General features: G+C 72.9%; 15 protein-coding genes and 1 pseudogene. 3 read left to right on the top strand and 13 right to left on the bottom strand.

Annotated features, from left to right (window positions below; genetic code table 11):
- Positions 1-41: 41 nt before the first annotated feature.
- From ACZ51I_RS17505 to ACZ51I_RS17495, 3 genes are all read left to right on the top strand, one after another.
- The gene (locus ACZ51I_RS17505) at positions 42-1,037 is read left to right on the top strand and encodes an aldo/keto reductase (protein ID WP_468876507.1); all 996 of its coding nucleotides are present in this window, start codon (positions 42-44) and stop codon (positions 1,035-1,037) included.
- A 97-nt stretch (positions 1,038-1,134) separates the two neighbouring features.
- The gene (locus ACZ51I_RS17500; RefSeq protein ID WP_468876505.1) at positions 1,135-2,256 is read left to right on the top strand and encodes a PQQ-dependent sugar dehydrogenase; all 1,122 of its coding nucleotides are present in this window, start codon (positions 1,135-1,137) and stop codon (positions 2,254-2,256) included.
- Positions 2,253-2,630 carry a DUF6191 domain-containing protein gene (locus ACZ51I_RS17495; protein ID WP_468876503.1) on the top strand — a complete coding sequence of 126 codons (378 nt, stop codon included), beginning with the start codon at positions 2,253-2,255 and terminating at the stop codon, positions 2,628-2,630. The genes ACZ51I_RS17500 and ACZ51I_RS17495 overlap by 4 nt, the downstream gene beginning before the upstream one ends.
- Here ACZ51I_RS17495 and ACZ51I_RS17490 read toward each other — a convergent pair.
- From ACZ51I_RS17490 to ligA, 13 genes and pseudogenes are all read right to left on the bottom strand, one after another.
- Positions 2,514-5,570: a helix-turn-helix transcriptional regulator gene (locus ACZ51I_RS17490; RefSeq protein WP_468876502.1), complete on the bottom strand. Its 3,057-nt coding sequence runs from the start codon at positions 5,568-5,570 to the stop codon at positions 2,514-2,516. The two genes, ACZ51I_RS17495 and ACZ51I_RS17490, sit on opposite strands and share 117 nt — an antisense overlap.
- Before the next feature lie 7 nt (positions 5,571-5,577).
- Positions 5,578-5,775 (bottom strand): hypothetical protein, encoded by a 198-nt coding sequence (locus tag ACZ51I_RS17485; protein WP_468876500.1) that lies wholly within the window; start codon positions 5,773-5,775, stop codon positions 5,578-5,580.
- A 159-nt stretch (positions 5,776-5,934) separates the two neighbouring features.
- Positions 5,935-6,501 carry a hypothetical protein gene (locus tag ACZ51I_RS17480; RefSeq protein ID WP_468876498.1) on the bottom strand — a complete coding sequence of 189 codons (567 nt, stop codon included), beginning with the start codon at positions 6,499-6,501 and terminating at the stop codon, positions 5,935-5,937.
- 35 nt (positions 6,502-6,536) lie between these two features.
- Positions 6,537-7,094 carry a GNAT family N-acetyltransferase gene (locus ACZ51I_RS17475; protein WP_468876496.1) on the bottom strand — a complete coding sequence of 186 codons (558 nt, stop codon included), beginning with the start codon at positions 7,092-7,094 and terminating at the stop codon, positions 6,537-6,539.
- Positions 7,072-9,309, bottom strand: a complete 2,238-nt coding sequence (locus tag ACZ51I_RS17470) for an MMPL family transporter (protein ID WP_468876494.1) — start codon at positions 9,307-9,309, stop codon at positions 7,072-7,074. Before ACZ51I_RS17470 ends, ACZ51I_RS17475 begins: the two co-directional genes overlap by 23 nt.
- 134 nt (positions 9,310-9,443) lie before the next feature.
- Positions 9,444-9,623, bottom strand: a pseudogene (locus ACZ51I_RS17465) (phospholipase domain-containing protein); the annotation flags it as partial.
- 21 nt (positions 9,624-9,644) lie between these two features.
- The gene (locus ACZ51I_RS17460; RefSeq protein ID WP_468876493.1) at positions 9,645-9,806 is read right to left on the bottom strand and encodes a hypothetical protein; all 162 of its coding nucleotides are present in this window, start codon (positions 9,804-9,806) and stop codon (positions 9,645-9,647) included.
- Between the two features lie 368 nt (positions 9,807-10,174).
- Positions 10,175-11,686 carry an Asp-tRNA(Asn)/Glu-tRNA(Gln) amidotransferase subunit GatB gene (gatB, locus tag ACZ51I_RS17455; protein WP_468876491.1) on the bottom strand — a complete coding sequence of 504 codons (1,512 nt, stop codon included), beginning with the start codon at positions 11,684-11,686 and terminating at the stop codon, positions 10,175-10,177.
- Positions 11,687-11,702: 16 nt separating this feature from the next.
- On the bottom strand, positions 11,703-11,936 hold the full coding sequence (locus ACZ51I_RS17450) for a hypothetical protein (RefSeq protein WP_356696183.1): 234 nt from the start codon (positions 11,934-11,936) through the stop codon (positions 11,703-11,705).
- 5 nt (positions 11,937-11,941) lie between these two features.
- On the bottom strand, positions 11,942-13,441 hold the full coding sequence (gene gatA, locus ACZ51I_RS17445; protein WP_030693797.1) for an Asp-tRNA(Asn)/Glu-tRNA(Gln) amidotransferase subunit GatA: 1,500 nt from the start codon (positions 13,439-13,441) through the stop codon (positions 11,942-11,944).
- Positions 13,442-13,447: 6 nt separating this feature from the next.
- On the bottom strand, positions 13,448-13,744 hold the full coding sequence (gene gatC / locus ACZ51I_RS17440) for an Asp-tRNA(Asn)/Glu-tRNA(Gln) amidotransferase subunit GatC (protein WP_015036350.1): 297 nt from the start codon (positions 13,742-13,744) through the stop codon (positions 13,448-13,450).
- 93 nt (positions 13,745-13,837) lie between these two features.
- A complete protein-coding gene (locus ACZ51I_RS17435; protein WP_468876856.1) occupies positions 13,838-16,129 on the bottom strand; it encodes a putative bifunctional diguanylate cyclase/phosphodiesterase in 2,292 nt (763 codons plus the stop codon).
- Positions 16,130-16,269: 140 nt separating this feature from the next.
- Positions 16,270-18,450: an NAD-dependent DNA ligase LigA gene (gene ligA / locus ACZ51I_RS17430; protein ID WP_468876489.1), complete on the bottom strand. Its 2,181-nt coding sequence runs from the start codon at positions 18,448-18,450 to the stop codon at positions 16,270-16,272.
- Positions 18,451-18,479: the final 29 nt, after the last annotated feature.

Raw genomic sequence — 18,479 nt, 5'->3', positions numbered from 1 at the left:
ATTGGTTACTTTGGGGGCGGCACAGGGAGGGGTACCGGCAGGTGGAGCGCAGGACTATCGGGGCGACGGCGCTCGACGTGGGTGCCGTCGGCCTGGGGTGCATGCCGATGAACTGGGCGTACAGCCGTTCGGAACAGCGGGGGGACCGCTCGCTGCGGACCGTGCACGCGGCGCTCGACGCCGGGGTGAGCCTCCTCGACACCGCCGACATGTACGGACCGTTCACCAACGAGCTCCTGGTGGGCCGGGTGTTGAAGGAACGGCGGTCCGAGGCCTTCGTCTCGACGAAATGCGGACTGCTCGTCGGCGACCAGCACGTGGTCGCCAACGGCCGGCCGGGGTACGTGCGCCGGGCCTGCGACGCCTCGCTGCGGCGGCTCCAGACCGACGTGATCGACCTCTACCAGCTGCACCGCGCGGACCCGGAGGTGCCGGTCGAGGAGACCTGGGGCGCCATGGCCGAACTGGTCTCGGCGGGCAAGGTGCGGGCGCTCGGCCTCTGCGCCGTGGGCGCGCGGGCGGTCCGGCGCGGAGCCGATCTGCATGAGGGGACGATCCGCCAACTGGAGCGGGTCCAGCAGGTCTTCCCGGTGGCGGCGGTGGAGGCGGAGCTGTCGGTCTGGTCACGGGAGGCGCTGGTGCGCCTGCTGCCCTGGTGCGCGGCGCGAGGGGTCGGCGTCCTGGCGGCGATGCCCCTGGGGAACGGCTTCCTGACGGGGACGCTCACCCCCGGCGGCGGCTTCGAACCGGACGACCCGCGCGCCCGGCACCCCCGGTTCACGGCCGAGATGATGGCGGCGAACCAGCCGATCGTGGCGGGGCTGCGCCGGGTCGCCGCGCGGCACGGGGAGGACGTCACCCCGGCGCAGGTGGCGCTCGCCTGGGTGCTCGGGCTCGGGCGGCACGTCGTGCCCGTGCCGGGGGCGAAGCGGGAGCGGTGGGTGGTCGAGAACGCCGGGGCGGCCGCGCTGCGGCTCACGGCGGAGGACCTGGCGGAGATCGCGGCGCTTCCGGCACCCCGCGGTTCCTGGGACTGAAGGGCTCGCGAAAGCGGGAGCGGCGGGCGGGAACCTGATCGGGGCGAGCGGTGTATCAAGGATGCAGGCCGCTCGACTCGTCGAAGGGGACCGGACCATGAGCCGTCCTGTCATGAAGGCCCTGGGGGGCGCCGCCGTGCTGATGCTCGTCTCCGGCTGCTCCTCGGGAGGTACCGAGGAGCGCCCGGGTACGGCTCCGCCGGCGTCGGTCGCCTCCTCCGCGTCCGCACCGCCGTCCGCATCCCATGGGGTGCGGGTGTCGGTGGTGGGCACGCTCGCAGAGGGCCTGAAGTCGCCGTGGGGGCTCGCGGCGCTGCCCGGCGGGGATCTGCTCGTCTCCTCGCGGGACGAGCGGACGATCACCCGGGTCGACGGGCGGACGGGGGCGAAGACCCCGCTCGGCGAGGTGCCGGGGGTGGTGCCGGGCGGTGAGGGCGGCCTCCTGGGGCTCGCCGTCCGGGACGGCTGGGTGTACGCCTATCTGACGGCTTCCTCGGACAACCGCATCGTGCGCATGCGGTACGGCGGCGGGGCGGGCGACCGGCTCGGCCCGCCGGACCCGGTGCTCACCGGCATCCCGAAGGGGCTCGTGCACAACGGCGGACGGATCGCGTTCGGGCCGGACGGCATGCTGTACGCGGGGACGGGCGAGACGGGCCGGACGGGGCTGGCCCAGGACCGGGCGTCGCTGGGCGGGAAGATCCTGCGGATGACCCCGGAGGGCGGACCGGCACCGGGCAATCCGTTCCCGGGCTCGGTGGTCTATTCGTACGGTCACCGCAATGTGCAGGGGCTCGCCTGGGACCCGCAGGGCCGGCTGTGGGCGGCCGAGTTCGGGCAGAACACCTGGGACGAGCTGAACCTGGTGCGGCCGGGGCGGAACTACGGCTGGCCGGTGGCCGAGGGGCGGGCCGGGCGGGCCGGATTCGTCGACCCGGTGGCCCAGTGGCCGACCTCGGAGGCCTCCCCGAGCGGCATCGCGTACGCGCGGGGCGCGATCTGGATGGCCGGGCTCAGAGGTGAGCGGCTGTGGCGCGTTCCGCTCTCCGGACCGGAACGATCCGGGGACCCCGAGGCGTTCCTGGAAGGTGGGTACGGACGCCTTCGCACGGTTCTCGCGGCGGGCGGCGACCGGCTCTGGCTGGTGACCAGCGAGACCGACACCCGGGGCACGCCCGGGCCTCGGGACGACCGGATCCTCCGTCTGGAGGTGAGGTGAGAGAGGCGGTGACCGTGTTCGGTGGACTGGACGAGTTCTTCGCGCCGGGGCGCAGGCACATCGAGGAGGAGCGGCGCAGGGAGGCGCTGACCAGGGAGGATCCGGGGGACGCAGACCCGGCGCGCGGGCCGGTGGACCTGTCCTCGGGCCGGGTGACGATACGGGTCCCCCGCCCGGCGGAGGCCTCCACCGTGGAGGAGTCCACAGTGGAGGGCCTCGGTGGGGCGGGGGGCTCGGAATCGGCTTCCGGGGCCGGGTCAGAGCGGGGTGTCGAGGAGGTGCAGGCGGTGGGCCAGGGCGGCGGCCTCGCCCCGGCCGGCGACGCCGAGCTTGGCGAGGATGTTGGAGACGTGGACGCTGGCCGTCTTCGGTGAGATGAACAGCTCCTCGGCGATCTGACGGTTGGTGCGGCCGGCCGCGACCCGGCGCAGCACGTCCTGCTCCCTGGGCGTCAGGCCGAAGCCGTCCTCGCCGGGTTCCGCCGGGGCCGGGGCCTGCTTCTCTGGGGTGAGGGAGAGGCGGGCGCGGGCGGCGAGGAGTTCCACGTCCTCGCGGAGCGGGCGGGCGCCCAGGCGGACGGCGGTGGCGTGGGCCTCGCGGAGCAGGGCCGTGGCCTCCTCGCGGTGGCCGCCCTCGACGAGCAGGGCGTCGGCGAGGCGGTGGCGGGCGCGGGCCAGGAGGTACGGGCGTTCGAGCGGCTCGTAGGCGGCGACGACCTCGGCCCAGCGGGCGGCGGTCTCGCGGCCCTCGGCGCGGGCGAGCTCCTCCGACACCTGCTGGGAGCAGGCCTCCCAGACCGGGGCCGGGGTGGCCAGTTCGCGGACGCAGCGGCGGATGAGGGCGAGCGCCCCGGCGCGGCCCTCGGCGGCGGCGGGCAGGCCCCGGCTGTCCGCCTCGGCGGTGACGGCGGTGAGGACGAGCGGCCAGCCGTAGCGGTGGGTGCCGGGCGGGAAGCCGGTCTCCGCGAGGGTGGCCAGCTGCTCCCGGACGTCCGCGAGGCGGCCCTCGGCGGCGGCGATGGCGATCTCGACCTGAGCCATGGGCAGGGTGTACTGCGGGATCGGGTCGCGGGCGCCGTACCGCGTACGGGCCTCGGCGAGGTGCTCGGCGGCCCTGGCCGGCTCGCCGCGGCCGACGGCGAGGTGGGCGAGCTGGAGCAGGGCCGTGCCGCCCGGCTTGGTGCTGCTCGCGCCGGAGCGGAGCAGCAGTTCGGCCTCCTCCTTGCCGCGGTCCCACTCGCCGAGCGAGACGAGGGACTCCGCGAGGTTGGCGCGGATCCAGCCCGCGCTGTCGACGAGGCCGCGGGAGCGGGCCAGTTCGATGCCGGCGGTGGCGATCTCCACGGCCTCGCGGGAGCGGCCGAGCGCCTCCATGGAGGAGGAGAGGTTGACATGGGCGCGCGCGGCTTCGTGGAACTGGCCGAGGGCGATGGTCCGTTCGCGTGCCTCGTGCATCACGGCGAGGCCGGCTTCGGTGTCTCCGGCCGACACCATGATGGTGCCGAGGGTGATGCGGGCGTTCAGCTCGATGGGTTCGGCCTTGACGAACCGGGCGTACTCGACGGCGCGTTCGGCGGCGGCGAGCGCCTCGGGTCCGGGGTTGCGGAGCATCCCCCAGCCGGCCGCGCCGACCAGGACGGTGGCGTGGACGGCGGACGGCGGGAGGCCCTTGACCAGTTCCTGGGCGCGGGCGATCTCCGGCCAGCCGTCGCCCCGGCCGAGGTTGGACTGGAGGCGGGCCATCTCCGTCCAGAACCAGGCGGCGCGCAGCGGGTCGTTCTCGTCGCTGTCGAGGAGCCGGAGCGCGGTGCGGCAGATCTTCGTGGCCCGCTCCCGTTCCCCGCTGAGCCGGGCGGCGACGGTGGCCTCGGCGAGCAGGTCGAGGTAGCGCAGCGAGGTGGTCTCGGGGTCGCAGCCGCAGGCGGGGTAGGCGTCGGCGTCGTCCATGGGGCGCAGCGAGTCGCGGGTCTCGGCGGGGACCTTGTCCCACAGCTCCATGGCCCGTTCGAGGAGGCTGAGCTGCTCGGCGTAGGCGTGGCGCTTGCGGGTCTCGACGGCGGCCTGGAGGACGGCGGGGAGGGCCTTCTCTGGGGCGTGGGCGTGGTACCAGTACGTGGCGAGCCGGGTGGCCCGCTCGTGGGGGCGGACGAGTCCGGGGTCGGCTTCCAGGGCCTCGGCGTACCGCCGGTTGAGGCGGGAGCGCTCGCCGGGCAGGAGGTCGTCGCTGACGGCCTCGCGGACGAGGGAGTGGCGGAAGCGGTAGCCGTCGCCGTCGGGGACGGCGAGGAGGATGTTGGCGCCGACGGCGGCCCGCAGCGCCTCGATGAGTTCGTCCTCGGAGAGCCGGGCGACGGCGGCGAGCAGCCCGTACTCGACGGTGGAGCCGCCCTCGGCGACGATCCTGGCGACGCCCTGGGCGGCCTCCGGGAGCGTCTCGACCCGCACGAGCAGGAGGTCGCGCAGGGAGTCGCTGAGCTGGCCGGCGGCGCAGCCCGCCTCGTGGGAGACGACGAGCTCCTCGACGAAGAAGGCGTTGCCGTCGGAGCGTTCGAAGACCTCTTCGACGAGTCCGGGGTCGGGTTCGGCGGCGAGGATGCCGGTGAGCTGGCGGTGCACCTCGGTGCGGGTGAAGCGGACGAGTTCGATGCGGCGGATGGTGCGGAGCCGGTCGAGTTCGGCGAGGAGGGGGCGCAGCGGGTGGCGGCGGTGGATGTCGTCGGCGCGGTAGCTGGCGACGACCACGAGCCGGCCGCGCCGCAGGGTGCGCAGGAGGTAGGTGAGCAGGTGCCGGGTGGAGGCGTCGGACCAGTGCAGGTCCTCCAGGACGAGCACGATCGTACGGTCGGCGGCGAGCCGTTCCAGGAGCCGTACGGTCAGCTCGAAGAGGCGGGCGGTGGAGTCCTCGTCGGAGGGCTCGTGGCCGCCGGGGTCGCCGAGTTCGGGCAGCAGGCGGGCGAGTTCGCCCTCGTAGCCGTCGGCGGCGGCGTCGAGTTCGTCGGGGAGGCGGCGGCGGAGCGCGCGCAGAGCGGCGGCGAAGGGCGCGAAGGGCAGTCCGTCGGCGCCGAGTTCGACGCAGCCGCCGAGCGCCACGACGGCGCCCTGCTCGCAGGCCGTGTCGAGGAACTCCTCGATGAGCCGGGTCTTGCCGACGCCCGCCTCGCCCCCGATGAGGAGGGCCTGGGGCTCTCCCGCGGTCGCGCGGGAGAGCGCCTCGGTGAGGGCGGTGAGTTCGCCGGCGCGGCCGACGAAGACGGGGCTGACTGACCTGGTCTCCACGGCGCCGAGCATCGCACAGACATTCATGCCGTCGCTCATAAGGGGGTCACGCGGCCCGGACGAAGCGGCCACGACCGCCGTCGTTCACCCGCCCCTCCGTGTCGTGGCCCCCGATCCGGCGGCCGAAGAGCCGCAGGCCCCGGCCGGCGCCGGCGGCCACGGCGGCCTCGTGGCCGAGGCGCTGGGCGGCGGCCTCGCGGATGAGCTCGGCGTGGTTCATGCGCTGGAGTTCGTACTCGAACATCGGGTGCTCCCTGGGTTTCTCGGTTTCGGTCTCGCTCTCTGCGATGCCTCTACTTTCGTTTCCCAGGGGGTGCCGTCACATCGGGCGGGTGCCGCATGTTCGGGGGCGGGGGGGCCTTAGAAGGGTCCTAGGGGGGCCTTAGGCGCCCCCTCCGAGGCCTCAGGATCCGGTGGTCGGGAGGCTCAGGAACAGGTCGAAGTAGGTACCGACCGACAGGAGCAGCCCCAGACCGCCGAGGACGGCACCGGCGACGGCGACCGCCCGGACCCAGGCGGGGCGGCGGGGCAGGGTGAGCACCACGACGGCGACGATCAGGGCGAGGAGGGCGAAGACGCCGTTCACCAGGGCGGTGCTGTGCCAGGCGTCGCCGTAGATCTCGTGGATCTGCTGGACCGGGGTGCCACTGCCGGAGGTCTTGATCTGCCCGATGAGCGTCTCGCGTTCGGCGACGACCTTACCGGCCCAGGTGCCGGTGAGGGCGACGGCGGAGAGAGCGGCGGAGACGACGGCGGCGGCGCCGGCGCCGATGCCGGTGGCCTCCCGAGGAGTCTCCCGGGCGGCCGTCTCCTCGTCGTGCGTCTCGTCGAGCAGGCCTTCGGCCTCGTCCCCGGCCTCCGCGGAGGCAGCGCCGGTCTCGCCGGTCCCGGTCTCGCCGGTCTCCGCCTGGTCGGTCCCGGCCGTGTCCGGCTCTGCCGGCGCGGTCTTCTCGGTCGTCTTGGTGTCCATGCGGCGCACGCTAGGTGGCCCACATGAGAGGGGCCTTAAGACGCCTTCGCCGCACGCCACTCGGGGGCGAGGACCGCCCAGATCTCGGTGTCGGCGCGCGTGCCGCGGTGCAGGTAGTTCTCCCGTACGACGCCCTCCTTCGTCATCCCGAGGCGGCGGGCGACGGCGACGCTGGCCAGGTTCTTCGTGGAGGCGTGCCACTCGACGCGGTGGATGCCGCGTTCCTCGATCGCCCAGTCGACGATGACCCGGCAGGCCCGGGTGATCAGGCCCTTCCCGGCGGCGGAGGGCTCGAGCCAGCAGCCCGCCTCGGCGGTCCCGTTCGCGACGTCCATGGTGCGGAAGAGGACACCGCCGACGAGGGTGCCCCCGGTCCAGATGCCGTAGATGCGGCCGGCGTCGTCGGCCGCCTTCTCGGCGTACGAGCGGAGGAAGGAGCGGGCGGAGTCCAGGTCGGCGACGAAGTCCGGAAGGGCGATGTGCCGGCCGATGAACTCGCGGCCCCGGTCCATGTGGGCGAGGAACTCCTCGGCCTGCCAGGGCTCCAGGGGCCTGAGTTCGGCGCCGTCGTCACCCAGCGATATCGCGAACATCGTCGTTCTCCTCCGAGGTCGGAACCGTCACACGCTGTGTGGGGATCTTCGCACGGGCGTCCGCGGCCTCCCGGCACTCGGGCGGTTCGATGCTGATCCGGGGCAGGAGGCGGTCGAGCCACTTCGGCAGCCACCAGTTGGCGCCGCCGAGCAGGTGCATCAGCGCGGGGACGAGGAGGGTGCGCAGGACGAAGGCGTCGAGGGCGACGGCCGCGGCGAGCGCGATGCCGAACATCGCGATGACCCGGTCCCCGCTGAGGACGAAGGCCAGGAAGACGGAGATCATGATGACCGCCGCTGAGTTGATCACACGGCTGGTCTCGGCGAGGCCGACCCGGACCGCCCGCCGGTTGTCGCCGGTCTCCAGCCACTCCTCGTACATCCGGCTGACGAGGAAGACCTGGTAGTCCATGGAGAGCCCGAAGAGCACGGAGACCATGATCACGGGGAGGAAGGGTTCGATCGGTCCGGCGCTGCCGAGACCGAGCGGTTCGCTCCCCCAGCCCCACTGGAAGATCGCGACGACGATGCCGAAGGCGCCGGCGACGGCGGCGACGTTCATGGCGGCGGCCTTGAGCGGGATGCCGAGGGAGCGGAAGGCGAGCAGGAGCAGCAGACAGCCGAGCGCGATGACGACGCCGACGAAGAGCGGCAGCTTGCCGACGATGATCTCGGCGAAGTCGTCGTACGAGGCGGTGACGCCGCCCACGTGCACGTCGAGGGAGGTGCCCGCCCCGGCCTTCGGCAGGACGTCCGAGCGGAGCCGGTCGACGAGCTCGCTGGTCGTCCTGGACTGCGGCGAGGAGTCGGGCACGACCGTGAGGAGGGCGGTGTCGCCCGCGCTGTTGTACGTGACCGGGGAGACGGACGCGACGCCCTTGGTGGCGGAGAGCGCGGCCGGCAGCTGGTCGAGGGCGACCCGGTCGTCGGCGCCGTCGAGGCCGGCGACGAGGGTCAGGGGCCCGTTGACGCCCGGCCCGAAGCCGTCGGAGAGCAGGTCGTACGCCTTGCGGGTGGTCGCGGTGGCCGGGCCGTTGCCCTGGTCGGAGGTGCCGAGGTGGAGCGAGAAGGTCGGCAGCGCCAGGACGCCCATGACGAGGACGGCGACCGTGCCGAGGAGCTTGGGGTGGCGCTCCACGAAGGCGGACCAGCGGGCGGCGAAGCCGGTGGGCAGCTCGGGCGCCGGACCGCGTTCGGCGAGCACCCGGCGTTCGCGCCGGGACAGCGCCCGCGTGCCGATGAGGGAGAGCAGCGCGGGCAGCAGCGTGACGGAGGCGGCGACCGTGAGGATCACGGTGAGGGAGGCGGCGATGGCGACGCCGTTGAGGAAGCTGAGCCGGAGGATCAGCATGCCGAGGAGGGCGATGCAGACGGTGGCGCCGGCGAAGACGACGGCGCGGCCGGTGGTGGCGACGGCGGTTTCGGCGGCCTCCGCGACGGAGAGGCCGCGTTTGAGGCCTCTGCGGTGCCGGGTGACGATGAAGAGGGCGTAGTCGATGCCGACGCCGAGGCCGACGAGCATGCCGAGCATGGGGGCGAAGTCGGCGACGGTCATCAGATGGCCGAGCAGAACGATCCCGGAGTACGCGACGCCGACACTGACGAGCGCGGTCGCTATCGGGAGCGCGGAGGCGGCGAGGGAGCCGAAGGCGAGGAAGAGGACGACGGCCGCGACGGCGACGCCGACGACCTCGGCGATGTGCCCGCCGCCGGCCTCGGTGAGGGCGACGGCGCTGCCGCCGAGCTCGACCTGGAGGTCGTCGGTGGCGGCTGCTCTCGCGGTGTCGACGAGGGCGCGGGCCTGGGCCTCGGGGACGTCGTCGGCCTGCGCGTCGAAGGTGACCGTGGCGTAGGCGGTGTGCCCGTCCTCGCTGACCTGGCCCTTGGTGTCGCCGTACGGGGAGGTGACCGTGGCGATGCCGGGGAGGGCGGCGACCTTGTCGAGCATCCCGGTCACGCGCCGCTCGACGGCGTCGGCGCGGACGCTGCCCCGGTCGGTGTGCCAGACGATGGTGTCACTGTCGCCGCCGAGGCCGTGGAAGCCCCGCTCCAGGAGGGCCGTGGCCCGGCCGGACTCCGTGCCGGCGACCTCGTAGTCGTTGGAGTACGCGCTGCCGGCCAGGGTCGCGCCCGCGGCGGTCCCGCCGAGGGCGAGGAGCCAGAGGAGAACGACGACGAGACGGTGCCGGATGCACCACCGTGCGATTGCGGCCAAAGGACGTGCTCCTGACTGGATCTGTACTCGCGCCCCACTGTCGCAGCCAAACGTGATCGTTTGCCCGTTTCGTGGCGATCCTCACAGGATGCGGCGAAGGGCCGGAGACCTGGGGGGTCCCGGCCCCTGGTGCCTCAGCCGCAGACGCTCGGGCGACCATTCTCGGTGTGGCCCATGAGCCGGCGGCGGAAGTCACCGGGGGCGACCTCGAGGTCGTACCAGCCGTGCGCGTCGGCGGCCGAGCGGACGACGGTACGGGCCTTCCCGGGCTTCACGATGACGGTGCGGGTCCAGCCGGCGAGGTCGCGCTCGTCGCCGCCTCGTGCGGCGGTGGGTCAGGTCCGGGTCGGGGTGACACAGTGGCCGGGGCCGCTCCGCAGGACCCGCTTCTCGTCGTACGGGTCGACCTGCGCCGCCTCCTCGGGGGCGCCGGGGACCACCTCGTGGCGCAGGTCTGCCCGCACCAGCGGATGGACGAAGGTGGAGTCGACCCGCACCACCAGCTCCCCCGCCGCTCGCCCATACCGCCGACGCGTGGGCCGCCGTCCGCGGCTCGGTCGCCAACCCCCGGGCCGGTACGAGCGGCATGGCCCTCGGGGAGCTCCCTGACGGTGCCGAGATGTAGGGGGCCGCCCGTGACGCCTTCGCCGTACGGTACGGAGTGCGGCCGCGCCCGAGCCCCCGTCCCCGTACGGGCTGACGCTCGCCCTCCCCGCGGGCGCGCTGGTGTCCGTCGACGCTCAGGCGCGAGCCAGGACGGCTGCCTGCGGATGCTGGGGCGCCCGGTGGGGCCCTGACGCACGACAGTGGCCCCGCACCGGAGTTCCGGTGCGGGGCCGCTGTCGTCATCCGTACGACACGGAGGTCAGCCCTCGGTGACGCCCAGCTTCTCCAGGATCAGGTCCTTGACCTTCGCCGCGTCGGCCTGGCCACGGGTGGCCTTCATGACCGCGCCGACCAGGGCGCCGACCGCCGCGACCTTGCCGCCGCGGATCTTGTCCGCGATGGCGGCGTTGCCCGCGATGGCCTCGTCGACCGCCGTGCCGAGCGCGCCGTCGTCGGAGACGACCTTCAGACCGCGCTTCTCGACGACCTCGTCCGGGGTGCCCTCGCCGGCGAGGACGCCCTCGATGACCTGACGGGCCAGCTTGTCGTTCAGATCGCCGCCGGCGACCAGGGCCGAGACCCGGGCCACGTCGGACGGGGTGATGGGCAGCTCCTCCAGGGAGACGCCCTTCTCGTTGGCGTTGCGGGCCAGCTCGCCCATCCACCACTTGCGGGCCGAGGCCGCGTCCGCGCCCGCCTCGGTGGTGGCGACGATCGCGTCGACCGCGCCCGCGTTGAGGATGGCCTGCATCTCCACCTCGGAGACGCCCCACTCCTCGCGGAGCCGGTTGCGGCGCACGCGCGGCAGCTCGGGCAGGCCCTTCCGCAGCTCCTCGACCCACTCGCGGGCCGGGGCGACGGGGACGAGGTCGGGCTCCGGGAAGTACCGGTAGTCCTCGGCGTTGTCCTTGATGCGGCCGGAGGTGGTGGTGCCGTCGTCCTCGTGGAAGTGACGGGTCTCCTGCACGATCGTGCCACCGGCGGTGAGCACGGCCGCGTGCCGCTGGATCTCGAAGCGCGCAGCGCGTTCCACCGAACGGAGCGAGTTGACGTTCTTCGTCTCCGAGCGGGTGCCGAAGGTCTTGGTGCCGTTCCGGCGCAGCGACAGGTTCACGTCGCAGCGCATCTGGCCCTTGTCCATGCGCGCCTCGGAGACGCCCAGGGCACGGATCAGCTCGCGCAGCTCTGCGACGTACGCCTTGGCGACCTCGGGGGCCCGCTCGCCCGCGCCCTCGATCGGCTTGGTGACGATCTCGATGAGCGGGATGCCGGCCCGGTTGTAGTCGAGCAGCGAGTGCGAGGCGCCGTGGATGCGGCCGGTCGCGCCACCGATGTGGGTGGACTTGCCGGTGTCCTCCTCCATGTGGGCGCGCTCGATCTCCACGCGGAAGACCTCGCCGTCCTCCAGCTGGACGTCCAGGTAGCCGTTGAAGGCGATCGGCTCGTCGTACTGGGAGGTCTGGAAGTTCTTCGGCATGTCCGGATAGAAGTAGTTCTTCCGGGCGAAGCGGCACCATTCGGCGATCTCGCAGTTCAGCGCGAGGCCGATCTTGATCGCGGACTCGACGCCGATCGCGTTGACCACCGGCAGGGAGCCGGGGAGGCCGAGGCAGGTCGGGCAGGTCTGCGAGTTCGGCTCCGCGCCCAGCTCGGTCGAGCAGCCGCAGAACATCTTCGTCTTGGTGCCGAGCTCGACATGGACCTCAAGGCCCATGACGGGGTCGTACTCGGCAAGCGCCGCTTCGTACGACAGCAGTTCAGTGACGGTCACGGTGAGACTTTCCCTCTCAGCCCAGCAGGACGTCGTCGTCGCCCAGGCGCTTCAGCTCCCGGTAGAGGATCGCCAGGCCGGTAACGATGGCGGCGGCGGAGACCGCGGCGTCGACGAGCCGCAGCATGTCGCCGTCGCTGCGGGCCAGCTTCGCCTGCTTGGCGACGCTGACCGCGCCGAACGCGGTCGTCGCCAGCGAGACGTAGACGCCGGTCTTGGACTTCTTGAAGTTCTTGGCCTTCTTTGCCATGGCACTCACAGCGACGGAGCCTCCTCAAGCAGCGGGTGGCCCCACTTTTCCACGAAGGCGGCCTCGACGGCGGCGCCGACCTTGTAGAGCCGGTCGTCCTTCATGGCGGGGGCGATGATCTGCAGGCCGACCGGGAGACCGTCCTCCGGCGCCAGGCCGCAGGGCAGCGACATGGCGGCGTTGCCGGCCAGGTTGGTCGGGATGGTGCACAGGTCCGCGAGGTACATCGCCATCGGGTCGTCGGCGCGCTCGCCGATCGGGAAGGCGGTGGTGGGGGTCGTCGGGGAGACGATGACGTCCACCTCCTCGAAGGCCTTCTCGAACTCGCGGGTGATGAGGGTGCGGACCTTCTGCGCCGAGCCGTAGTAGGCGTCGTAGTAGCCGGAGCTCAGCGCGTACGTGCCGAGGATGATGCGGCGCTTGACCTCGTCGCCGAAGCCGGCCTCACGGGTGAGGGCGGTGACGTCCTCGGCGGAGCGGGTGCCGTCGTCGCCGACGCGCAGGCCGTAGCGCATGGCGTCGAAGCGCGCCAGGTTCGAGGAGCACTCGGACGGCGCGATCAGGTAGTACGCCGAAAGGGCGAGGTCGAAGGTCGGGCAGTCCAGCTCGACGATCTCGGCGCCCAGCGACTTGAGCAGCTCGACGGACTCGTCGAAGCGCTGCACGACGCCGGCCTGGTAGCCCTCGCCGCGGAACTGCTTGACGACACCGACGCGCATGCCGGCGACCGAGCCGTTGCGCGCGGCCTCGACGACCGGGGGGACCGGGGCGTCGATGGAGGTCGAGTCGAGCGGGTCGTGGCCGGCGATCGCCTCGTGGAGGAGGGCCGCGTCCAGGACCGTACGGGCGCAGGGGCCGCCCTGGTCGAGCGAGGAGGAGAAGGCGACCATGCCGAAGCGGGAGACGCCGCCGTAGGTCGGCTTGACGCCGACGGTGCCGGTGACGGCCGCGGGCTGGCGGATGGAGCCGCCGGTGTCCGTGCCGATGGCGAGCGGGGCCTCGTACGCGGCGAGGGCGGCCGAGGAGCCGCCGCCGGAGCCGCCGGGGATCCGGGTGAGGTCCCAGGGGTTGCCGGTCGGGCCGTACGCGCTGTTCTCCGTGGAGGAGCCCATCGCGAACTCGTCCATGTTGGTCTTGCCGAGGATGACGACGTCGGCGGCCTTGAGGTTCTTGACCAGGGTCGCGTCGTACGGGGGGATCCAGCCCTCCAGGATCTTCGAGCCCACGGTGGTCGGCATGCCGACGGTGGTGAAGATGTCCTTGAGCGCGAGCGGCACACCGGCGAGCGGGCCGAGCTTCTCGCCCCGGGCGCGCTTCTCGTCGACGGCACGGGCCTGGGCGAGCGCGCCCTCGCGGTCGACGTGCAGGAAGGCGTGGACCTTCTCGTCGACGGCCTCGATGCGGGCGAGGTGGGCCTCGGTGACCTCGACGGCGGTGAGCTCGCCGGCGGCGATCTTCCCGGCGATCTCGGCCGCGGTGAGCTTGATGATGGTGTTGTCCGTCATGACGTGTTAGTCCTCCCCCAGGATCTGCGGCACCTTGAAACGCTGCTGCTCCTGGGCCGGGGCGCCGGAGAGCGCCTGCTCGGGGGTGAGCGACGGACGGACCTCGTCCGCGCGCATGACATTGGTCAGCGGCAGCGGGTGGGAGGTCGGCGGGACGTCTTGGTCGGCGACCTCGGAGACGCGGGCGACCGCGCCGATGATGTCGTCGAGCTGGCCGGCGAAGTGATCGAGTTCTTCGCCCTTCAGCTCCAGACGCGCCAGCCGTGCGAGGTGGGCGACCTCCTCGCGCGTGATGCCAGGCATGCGGATCCTCACGGGGTGAGCTTGATGGTGTCGGACCATCCTATGGCGCCGGTGCCGCTGCCCGTTAAACGGTTTGCCCCGGGAGAGGGCGGGTCACTGCACGACCTGGCCCGAGGGGTGGTCCAGTTCGACCTCGGCGGCGAGGTCGGCGGGGCGGCGCCAGCCGTGCTCGCCGCGGGCCAGGAGCCAGGCGGTGGCCTCGGCGGGCGGCATCGCGGCGGCGACCAGCCAGCCCTGGACGGCGTCGCAGCCCAGGTCGCGCAGGCGCTCCCAGGTCTCGTCGTCCTCGACGCCCTCGGCGACGACGAGGAGGCCGAGGGAGTGGGCGAGGTCGACGGTGCAGCGGACGATCTCGGCGTCCTCGGTGTCGACGGCGAGCCGGGCCACGAACGAGCGGTCGATCTTCAGCTCGCTGACGGGCAGCCGCCGCAGGTGGACGAGGGAGGAGTAGCCGGTGCCGAAGTCGTCGAGGGACATCTTGACGCCGTGTCCGGTGAGGCCGTTCAGCGTGTCGGCGGCCCGCTGGGGGTCCTCCAGGAGCACGTGTTCGGTTATCTCCAGCTGGAGGGAGCCGGCCGGGACGCCGTGGCGGGCGAGGCGGGCGGCGACGGCGCCTGCGAAGCCGGGGGTGTGGACGTCGCGCGGCGAGACGTTGACGGCGACCGGGACGTTGAGGCCCTGGGCACGCCAGCGGGCGACCTGGGCGAGCGCGGTCTCGAGGACGTACTCGGTGAGGTGGGGCATCAGGCCGGAGGACTCGGCGATGGCGATGAACTCGTCCGGCGGGACCTTGCCGCGCTCGGGGTGGACCCAGCGGACGAGCGCCTCCAGGCCGGCGACCTGGCCGTCGAAGCGGACCTTGGGCTGGTAGTGGAGTTCGACCTCGCCGGCGTCGAGGGCGCGGCGGAGGTCGCCGAGGAGGCCGAGCCGGTCGGGGGTGTTGGAGTCGCGCTTGGACTCGTAGACCTCCACGCCGGTGCGGTCGCGCTTGGCCTGGTACATGGCGACGTCGGCGCGGCGCAGCAGGCCCTCGGCGTCGAGGGCGTGGTCGGGGAAGACGGCGACGCCGGCGCTGGCCTCCAGGACGAGGGTGAGCCCGTCGAGGTCGAGCGGGGAGGAGAGCTCGGCGACGAGGTGGCGGGCGACCCGCTGGGCGCTGGTGGTGGAGTCGGCGGTGGGGAGCAGGACGGCGAACTCGTCGCCGCCGAGCCGGGCGGCCTCGGCGCCGTGGGGCAGGGCGAGGTTGAGCCGTTCGGCGATCTGGAGGAGCAGCCGGTCGCCGGCGAGGTGCCCGAGGGTGTCGTTGACGGAGCGGAAGCGGTCGAGGTCGATCAGGACGAGGGCGGCGCGGGCGCCCTCGCCCTCGGCCTCCTCCAGCGCGGTCCAGGCCCGCTCCAGGAGCCACTGGCGGTTGGGGAGGCCGGTGAGCGGGTCGCGGAGCTGTTCCTCGGCGCGGGCGCGGGCGATCCAGAGGGTGGAGTCGAGGGCGATGAGGGGGACGGCGAAGAGCGGCAGGAGGACCGGCCGGGTGGTGGCGACGACGCAGATGAGGGGGGCGATGCCGAGCAGGGCGACGGCGACGAGGCCCTGCCGGAGGAGGGCGGTGCGGGCGACCGTGGGCAGTCCGCCGCCCTGGGGGGCGAGGGTGTACCACAGGAGGAGGCGGGTGACCACGAGGTAGGTGCCGGCAGCGAGGACGACTTCCGGGACGTCCCCGATGGTCCATTGGAGCGGCTGCCAGGGCTGTCCGACGGTCGGTACGTCTCCGAAGAGGGCGAGCACGACGGCTGCGGCGCCGACGCCGAGGACGTCGGCGGCGCCGTGCAGCAGGCCTTGGCGCCAGCGGTGCCGACGGGCGGCGCCGACCAGGGCGACGACGGTCAGCGAGACGAGTCCGGCGGGCACCCAGCCGTACAGCAGGAGGACGGCGAGGGTGAGGGCGGCGCCGGAGCCGGTGCCGCCCCACCAGCGGTCCCGGCCGAGGGCGACGAGGTGGCCGACGATGAGGCCGGTGAGGACGGCGAGGGACCAGCCGGTGACGCCGGCCGGGAAGAGGCCGTGGCCGGCGGTCAGGGCTCGCTGGAGCCCCGCGGCGAGCACGACGGCGGCGATGCCCACCACGGCTGCGGGCAGCCGGGAGGGGAAGCCCAGGGGGACCACACGGCCGTGCGGCCGTGGGACCGGGGCGGCGCTCTCGGTCGGTTCCATTCCCGTCCCTCTCACAGGCGGCGGTGCCGTCGGTGTGCGATGGGCCGCGGTGAGCGGCCGTCCGTCGTCCGGCCGTACGTCGTCCGGCGTACGGCCGCTGTCGGGCGGCCGCTCCTGGTACCACGGGGCCGATGTCCTGACGCCGTGACCCGGCAGAGCCCTCGCGCGGGCGTGCAGGACTGGACGCACGGTCACCACACTAGGCCGCCGAGGGCTCCGACGGGCAGCGCTCTCCCTCTCTTGCCCGAATGCGGCCTGGCCACCCGTAACGATCTGGTATGCGCCGAACGGGTGAGCTTCCGCGGGGTGTCGGGAGGCTACTCGGCGACGGGCGCCGCGACCTCCCGAGCGGCTTCGGGCCCCTGTTCGAGCAGGACGGAGAAGCCTTCCTCGTCCAGAACCGGAACCTTCAGCTGCATCGCCTTGTCGTACTTCGAACCAGGGTTTTCACCGACGACCACGAATGCGGTCTTCTTCGAAACGGAACCGGCAACCTTCGCTCCGAGCCGTTGGAGCGACTCTTTTGCGCCATCCCTGGTGAACTTCTCCAGGGTGCCGGTCACCACGACCGTCAGCCCTTCCAGCGGCCGCGGGCCCTCGTCCTCGCCCGCCCCCTCGTCCTCCAGGGCGACCCCGGCGGCGCGCCACTTGCGCACGATCTCGCGGTGCCACTCCTCGGAGAACCACTGCTTCACGGCGGCCGCGATGATCCCGCCGACCCCGTCGACGGCCGCGAGCTCCTCCTCGCTCGCCTGCTCGATCCGCTCCAGGGAGCGGAACTCGCGGGCCAGCGCCTCGGCCGCGACCGGGCCCACGTGCCGGATGGAGAGCCCGTTGATGAAGCGGGCGAGCGGGCGGGTCTTCGCCGCCGCGATGTTCTCCAGCATGGCCAGCGCGTTCTTCTTCGGCTCGCCCTTCTGGTTGGCGAAGACCGTGACGATCTTCTCCTCGCCGGTCTTCGGGTCCCGCTTCGGCAGCCCGCTGCTGGGATCGCGGACATACGCCTTGATCGGCAGCAACTGCTCGATGGTGAGGTCGAACAGGTCGCCCTCGTCCACGAGCGGCGGCTCGGCCGGCTCCAGGGGGCGGGTCAGCGCCGCCGCGGCCACCATGCCGAAGCTCTCGATGTCCAGGCACTGCCGCCCGGCCAGGAAGAAGAGCCGCTCGCGGAGCTGGGCCGGGCACGTCCGGGCGTTCGGGCAGCGGAGGTCGATGTCGCCCTCCTTCATCGGCTTCAGCGGCGTCCCGCACTCCGGGCACTCGGAGGGCATCACGAACTCCCGCTCGGTGCCGTCCCGCAGGTCGGCGACCGGGCCGAGGATCTCCGGGATGACGTCGCCGGCCTTGCGCAGCACGACCGTGTCGCCGATGAGGACGCCCTTGGCCTTCACGACCTCCTGGTTGTGGAGGGTGGCGAACTCGACCTCGGAGCCGGCGACCGTGACCGGCTCGACCTGGGCGTACGGCGTGACGCGGCCGGTCCTGCCGACGCCGACCTTGATGTCGACCAGCTTGGTGTTGACCTCCTCCGGCGCGTACTTCCAGGCGATCGCCCAGCGCGGGGCGCGCGCGGTGGAGCCGAGACGGCCCTGGAGCGGGATCTCGTCGAGCTTGACGACGACCCCGTCGATCTCGTGCTCCACGGAGTGCCGGTTCTCCCCGAAGTGCGCGATGAACTCCCGCACCTCGTCGAGCGAGCCGACCACCTTGTTGTGCCGGGCGGTGGGCAGGCCCCACTCGTGCAGCAGCTGGTACGTCTCCGAGAGGCGGGAGATGTCGAAGCCCTCGCGGGCGCCGATGCCGTGCACCACCATGTGCAGCGGGCGGGAGGCGGTGACCTTCGGGTCCTTCTGCCGGAGCGAACCGGCCGCCGCGTTCCGCGGGTTGGCGAAGGGCTTGTCGCCGGCCTCCACCAGGCGGGCGTTGAGCCCCTCGAAGGCCTCCATCGGGAAGTAGACCTCGCCGCGGATCTCCACCAGGTCGGGGATGCGGTCGCCGCGCAGCCGCTCCGGGATGTCGGCGATCGTCCGCACGTTGGGCGTGATGTCCTCGCCGGTGCGGCCGTCGCCGCGGGTGGCGGCGCGGGTCAGCCGCCCGTGCTCGTAGGTGAGGTTGACCGCGAGGCCGTCGACCTTCAGCTCGCACAGGTAGTGGAAGTCGGGGGTGCCGACGTCCCGCGCGACCCGCTCGGCCCAGGTGGCCAGCTCCTCCTCGTCGAAGGCGTTGTCCAGGGAGAGCATGCGCTCCCGGTGCGCGACGGCGGTGAACTCGGTCTCGTACTGCCCGGCGACCTTCTGGGTCGGCGAGTCCGGCGTCCGCAGCTCCGGGTACTCCTCCTCCAGCGCCTCCAGCGCGCGCAGGAGCTTGTCGAACTCGCCGTCGCTGATGACCGGCTGGTCCTTCACGTAGTACCGGAAGCGGTGCTCCTCGACCTGCTCGGCGAGGTCGGCGTGCTTCTCCCGTGCCTCGGCGGGCAGGGCCCCCTGTTCGACTGCCACCTTCGTCCGTCCTCCCGTACCTCGAAACC

This window comes from Streptomyces sp. NPDC034084, from assembly GCF_055575535.1.
The sequence above is the reverse complement of the archived record's forward strand: the minus strand, read 5'-3'. Positions and strand labels throughout refer to the sequence as shown.